4 protein-coding genes are annotated in these 6446 nt (G+C 34.1%); 2 read left to right on the forward strand and 2 right to left on the reverse strand.

What is annotated here, in order from left to right:
• Window positions 1-101: 101 nt before the first annotated feature.
• Entirely contained in the window at window positions 102-1163 is a 1062-nt protein-coding gene (gene aroC, locus L3X37_RS14025) for a chorismate synthase (protein WP_237240800.1), read from the reverse strand.
• 336 nt (window positions 1164-1499) lie between these two features.
• Complete coding sequence (locus L3X37_RS14030; RefSeq protein ID WP_237240801.1) at window positions 1500-4421, reverse strand: FAD-binding and (Fe-S)-binding domain-containing protein; 2922 nt, start codon at window positions 4419-4421, stop codon at window positions 1500-1502.
• A gap of 213 nt (window positions 4422-4634) precedes the next feature.
• Here L3X37_RS14030 and L3X37_RS14035 point away from each other — a divergent pair, with 213 nt between their 5' ends.
• Entirely contained in the window at window positions 4635-5126 is a 492-nt protein-coding gene (locus L3X37_RS14035; protein ID WP_237240802.1) for a porin family protein, read from the forward strand.
• Window positions 5127-5296: 170 nt separating this feature from the next.
• Window positions 5297-6235: an amidohydrolase family protein gene (locus L3X37_RS14040; RefSeq protein WP_237240803.1), complete on the forward strand. Its 939-nt coding sequence runs from the start codon at window positions 5297-5299 to the stop codon at window positions 6233-6235.
• Window positions 6236-6446 lie beyond the last annotated feature (211 nt).

The raw sequence follows: 6446 nt of genomic DNA on the forward strand, positions 1-6446 counted from the left end.
TTGTTTTAGTAAGATACTGAAACAAGTTTAGCACAAAAAAGATATAACCCTTCGACTTCGCTCAGGATAAATTTCAAGTGGGAAATAGCTTTTAAAAAAATCTAACTATAAATTTTATTCAGCAAATGAAAATCGGCCAAGACTAAAGCAGCCATAGCTTCTACAATAGGAACTGCTCTAGGCACAACACAAGGATCGTGTCTGCCTTTGCCTTGCATTTCTAGGATGTTTCCAGATTTATCTATGGTTTTGTATTTCTGAATTAAGGTAGCAACAGGTTTAAATGCAACACTAAAATAAATATCCATGCCATTACTAATACCGCCCTGAATGCCGCCTGAATAATTGGTTTTTGTTGTACCATCGCTATTAAAAGCATCGTTGTGATCGCTTCCATACATGGTGCTACCATGGAATCCACTACCATATTCAAAACCTTTTACTGCGTTTATTGAAAGCATAGCTTTACCTAATTCTGCATGTAATTTATCGAAAACCGGTTCACCTAAACCAACTGGTACATTTTTTATAACGCAACTTACAACGCCACCAACAGTATCGCCTTTACTACGCACTTCTTTAATGTAAGTTTCCATCTTTGAAGCCATTGTTTCATCTGGACAACGTACAATATTTAATTCTGCTTTTGTTAAGTCTAATTCGGTATAAGGCTTATTAAGTTTCATCGTACCAACGGAAGAAACGTAAGCGGTAATTTCTATACTCTTTAGCATTTGCTTTGCTATGGCTCCTGCAACTACTCTACAAGCTGTCTCGCGTGCAGAACTACGGCCACCACCACGATAATCTCTAAAACCATATTTTTTATCGTACACATAATCTGCATGACTTGGTCTGTAACTATCTTTTATATGAGTATAATCGTGCGATTTTTGATTGGTGTTTTCTATTACAAAACCTATAGAAGTCCCTGTTGTTTTACCTTCGAAAATGCCTGAATGAAATTTAACAGTGTCTGGTTCTTTACGTTGTGTAACTATGGCTGACTGCCCTGGTTTTCTTCTATTCAATTCGTTTTGAATAGCTTCTAAATCTAACTCAATTCCTGGGGGACATCCGTCTATTATACCACCTAAAGCTGGTCCATGGGATTCTCCATAAGTTGTTAAATTGAATAGTTTTCCAAATGAGTTACCTGCCATAATTAAAATTTGATGCTAAAATAAATCTATTCTAAGACATATGGAAATTGAAATTGTGTTTTGTTAAAAAAGGGTTTGATGACGGGAGGCTGACGGCCGATGATAAGCCATCAAAACATGTAAACTTTTAATCACTCAAAGGCGCTAAGACTCAAAGTTTTATATTATTAAAAACAATTTTGAAGCAAGTTGTCATTTCGAACGTAGAGAGAAATTGCATAATTATCGAGATAGGTTTGATAAATAATGTGATGTCTCTATCGTACCTCATATCGGCATGACTAAAAAGTAACTTAATTGTAAACTGAGACTGCAAACTGCATACTAAAAGCTCTACTAAATAAGTGCTTCTTTTAAAATAGTTATAGGATGCTTAGCTTCTCTTTGTGTTCCGTCTTTAATTTGATGCCTACAGCTCGTTCCGTTTGCTGATATAATTGTGTTTTCTAGAGCTTTTCTAACCGCTGGAAACAAGGTTTGCTCACCCACTTGCATACTTAGTTGGTAATGTTCTTTTTCGTAACCAAAACTTCCTGCCATTCCACAACACCCACTTGGAATAATTGTTACTTTGTAGTTTTTGGGCATATTTAAAACCATAAAACTAGACAATTGATTACTCATGGCCTTTTGGTGACAATGCCCATGGAATTTAATCGTTTTTTCTTCTAAAGTGAATTGATCTGGAGTTATATTTCCCAATTCTATTTCTTTTTGAATGAATTCTTCAATTAAAAACGTGTTTTTTGCTATCGCTTCTGCAGAAGCTTTATCGTCTGCTAATTTTAAATATTCATCTTTAAAGGTGAAAATTGCTGAAGGCTCAATTCCTATTAAAGGAGTTTCTGCTGATATTCTATCTTTAAAAATCTCAACATTTTTATTAGCAAAATTTTTAGCTTGTTCAAGTAGTCCTTTTGATAAAAAGGCACGACCAGATTCTTCGCTATCAATAATTTCAACAAAATAATTTAAACTTTTTAAAAGTTCTAAAGTATCAATTCCTATAGGCGTGTCTAAATAATTAGTAAACTCATCATTAAAGAAATAAACCTTTTTAATATAATTACCCTTATTTCTAATCAGTTTAAAATCCTGATAATATCTACTTAAACTTTTGTTTGAAATTAAAGGCAAGCTTCTTTCCTTAGCGATTCCAAAAGATATTTTTAAAACAGACGATGTAAAACCATTTGAAAACACAAAATTTAAAAGTTTAGGAAAGTTACTTCCAAAATTATTTAGTCTATTATTATAAGCAAATAATTTAGTCCTTAAAGACACCGCATTTGCCTTTTGATATTGATACTGAAACTCTGCTTTTAAACTAGCCACATCAACACTACTTGGGCATTCGCTTGCGCAAGCTTTACAGCTTAAACAGAGGTCAAAAACCTCTTTAAGCTCTTTATGGTTAAACTTATTTTTCTTGGTCGAGTTTGTTAAAAACTCACGCAGCGCATTAGCACGCGCCCGTGTTGTATCTTTTTCGTTTCTTGTGGCTCTATAACTTGGACACATGGTACCACCAAATTCTGGTAATTTTCGGCAATCGCCAGAGCCATTACATTTTTCGGCTTCACGCAGAATACCTTGAGATTTAGAAAAATCTAAAAGTGTTTCAATCTTAGGTTCTTCTCTACCAGGAATGTATCTTAAGCATTCATCCATCGGAAAAGCATCAACAATCTTCCCTGGGTTAAATATGCTATCAGCATCAAAAGCGGTTTTTATACGTTTAATAATTTTGTAATTCTTATCACCAATCATTAACGGAATAAACTCAGCTCTCACAATACCATCACCATGTTCGCCACTCATCGAGCCTTTATATTTCTTTACTAAATGAGCCACGTCGGTTGTTATTTTTCTAAACAACACGACATCTTCCTTCTTTTTTAAATTTAAAATAGGTCGCAAATGTAACTCGCCAGCACCAGCATGCGCATAATAAATTGCTTCTTGCTTGTAATCTTTCATAAGTTGGGTAAACTCAGAAATGTAAGCAGACAAGTCTGGTAATGCTACTGCGGTATCCTCAATACATGCAGCCGATTTTTTGTCGCCAATAATATTTCCTAACAAACCTAAACCTGCACTACGCAAATTATTAGCTTTGTCAATATCATTTCCTAAAAGTTTTGGGAAGGCGTAACTTAAACCTGATTTTTCAATATCTGAAACTAAATTATCTGCTAAAATTTTTACTTCATCTAACCTATCAGCTTTAACTTCGCACATCAAAATAGCCATTGGATCGCCTTCTATAAACTGCCTGTTTTCTTGTTGCGTTTTGTTGTGTTTTGTACAATCTAAAATGGTTTTATCCATCATTTCGCAAGTGTACAAATTATGCTTCATAACCAACTCAACAACATTTAAGCAGTTTTCTATACTTTTAAAATGCGCCGCAACCATAATACTTTCTTGTGGCGGTAGCTTATCTAATTTTAAAGTTATTTGAGTTGTAAACGCCAAAGTCCCTTCGCTACCAGAAAGTAGTTTACACATATTAAAGTTTTCAGAAGTATCTGAAAATATGTTCGACTTTAATAGCTCATCTATTGCGTAACCTGTATTTCTACGATGAATTTCTGGTTTAGGAAAGTTTTCTTTTATATTCTTTTGAACGGTTTCAGAATTGAGTTCATCATAAATCTTTTTATAAATATGGCCTTCTAATGAATCTTCACTTGCTTTCTTTTTAAACGCTTCAGAAGACACCTCACCAAAAACAACTTCACTACCATCACTTAAAATGGTATGCATTTCTAGTACTTTATCACGAGTTACACCATATTGAATAGAAGTTGTGCCCGATGAGTTATTGCCAACCATTCCCCCAATCATACAGCGGTTAGAGGTTGATGTATTAGGCCCAAAAAGCAACCCAAACGGTTTTAGGTAGTTATTTAGTTGATCGCGAACAACTCCAGGTTGCACCGTAACGGTTTGCGCTTTCTCATTAATATCTAAAATTTTTGTAAAATGTTTAGAAACATCAACCACAATACCTTTTCCAACACATTGTCCTGCTAACGAAGTACCTGCAGTTCTTGGTATTAACGAGGTTTTATGTGCTTTTGCAAACTTAACAAGCTCCTTAATATCTGCATTGTTTTTAGGGTACGCTATAGCCAAAGGCAAGATTCTATAAACAGATGCATCAGTGGCATAAATCGATTTTATTAAGTCATCGTAAAAAAACTCTCCAGATAGATTTTTCGCTAAAGTCTGTAAATGTGGCGTTAAGCTCATGTTTTTATTAATATTATTTCAAATCTAACAAGAAGTTAAATATAATTACAATTTGGTGTTATACAATTTCATATCTAAAGAAAAAAGGGCATTTTATTACATTTATTTTAAATAAGAAATGGCATTGTTTTTGCGAAAAAAATCTGAATTACAAAAAGTGACGTATTTATATAAATAGTGTCAAAATAAAATTAAACAACAAAACTTTAAATTATGAAAAAATTATTTTTATTATCGATTGCAATATTAGGATTTATATTTGCTGCAAGTGCACAAGAGATTTCTAAAAATGCTCTTGGACTACGTTTAGGTGATAGCGATGGTTTTGGAGCCGAAATATCTTACCAACATGCTTTAGGCGAAAATAACCGTTTAGAATTAGATTTAGGATGGAGAGATGGTAATAATTATGATGGCTTTAAAATTGCCGGGTTATACCAATGGGTTATGCTATTAGATGGTAATTTTAACTGGTATGTTGGTGCTGGTGGTGGTTTAGGATCGTTTAGCGTTAATGTTCCTGGAGGTAGCGATATTACAGATACCTTTGTTTTTGCTGCTGGTGATATTGGTATTGAATACAATTTTGATATTCCGTTGTTATTATCGCTAGATTTTAGACCAGAAATTGGTTTTGGTGATGATGCATATAATAACAATGATTTAGATTTTGATATTGCTCTTGGTATTCGTTATCAATTCTAAAAAAACGATTTATATTTTTTGAAAAGCGCCTGAATGGGCGCTTTTTTTTGTGCCTTTCAAAATATATTTTCTTGACTTTGATAGAAAAAATCTATAATTTCGTTTAACACCCGATAAAGTTTATTGAAACAGAACTTTATTTATACATTAGCATCAAAACGGAATAAACCATGAAAAAATATTACCTAGTTCTTCTGCTGATAATTAGTATCCATTGTTATTCACAAGAATCCAAACTTCCAATCATAGATATTCATTTACATGCATACCAAGAAGTTGTTCCAAATCTAAAGGCTTCATGGGCAGGTGAATCCTATGCCAAAGAATTAATCTCCCCAGAAAATGCGGCGATTCATTTTCAAAATGTTCTTGAAGAGATGGAGAAAAACAATATTAAGCTCGCACTTACCAGCAGTTCTTCCATGAAAGCGCTTACAATCTGGAAACAATCTCAACCTGAGTTGTTTCTTACAGGAATTCAAACGAATGAAAAAGGTAAGCCGATTTTGAGCCCAGATTCTTTAAAGGTATATTTTGATAAAAATAAAGTGAATGCTCTTGGTGAATTAGGACTCCAATATTTCGGAATTACGCCTAATGACGCAATGATGGAACCTTACTACCAAGTTGCCGAAGACAAGGGAATACCCGTATGCCTGCACACTGGTCTTGGTCCTCCAGGTGGACCACACTCCTTTGCTCCCAAATTTAGAACCACACTGGGAAAACCAACACTATTTGAACCTGTTTTGGTTAAACATCCTAAGCTTAAAGCTTTCATAGCACATGCTGGCTGGCCTTACATTTCTGAAACTATTGCCATGATGTACATCTACCCCCAACTGTATACTGACATAGGTGTTTTAACATGGGCTCTACCAAAAAAGGCCTTCTATTCTGCACTCAAACAATTGATCGACGCTGGATTTGGTAAAAGAATTATGTTTGGAACGGATCAGATGTTATGGCCAAAGGCTGTTTCGATTGCTGTAAAGACTGTAAATGATACCCCATTCTTATCCGATGATGAGAAAAGGGATATTCTGTATAATAATGCCGCTCGTTTTTTAGAGCTTTCTGAAAAAACAATATCACTTCATCACGAGTAATAATAGAATTAGTTCAGATGCTAAGCCGTGTATAATTCATTGCTAGTACTCGCCTACTTACGAAAATCTTCGGTTTGTACTTGCTAAATTATAGCTAAATCATTGTAATTTGTCATATTTTTTGTATTTTGCAGTATGGCATATTCATTAGATTTCAGGAAACAAGTCTTTAAAGTAAAGCAAAAAGAAAAGCTTACTTTTGAGCAAACAA

It is taken from the genome of Wocania arenilitoris (assembly GCF_021728535.1).
Taxonomy (GTDB): domain Bacteria; phylum Bacteroidota; class Bacteroidia; order Flavobacteriales; family Flavobacteriaceae; genus Wocania_A; species Wocania_A arenilitoris.

Excerpts from the sequence above, each read along its gene's own strand:
- L3X37_RS14035 (WP_237240802.1), top strand. The coding sequence starts at position 4,635 with ATGAAAAAATTATTTTTATTATCGATTGCAATATTAGGATTTATATTT.
- aroC (WP_237240800.1), bottom strand. The coding sequence starts at position 1,163 with ATGGCAGGTAACTCATTTGGAAAACTATTCAATTTAACAACTTATGGA.
- L3X37_RS14030 (WP_237240801.1), bottom strand. The coding sequence starts at position 4,421 with ATGAGCTTAACGCCACATTTACAGACTTTAGCGAAAAATCTATCTGGA.
- L3X37_RS14040 (WP_237240803.1), top strand. The coding sequence starts at position 5,297 with ATGAAAAAATATTACCTAGTTCTTCTGCTGATAATTAGTATCCATTGT.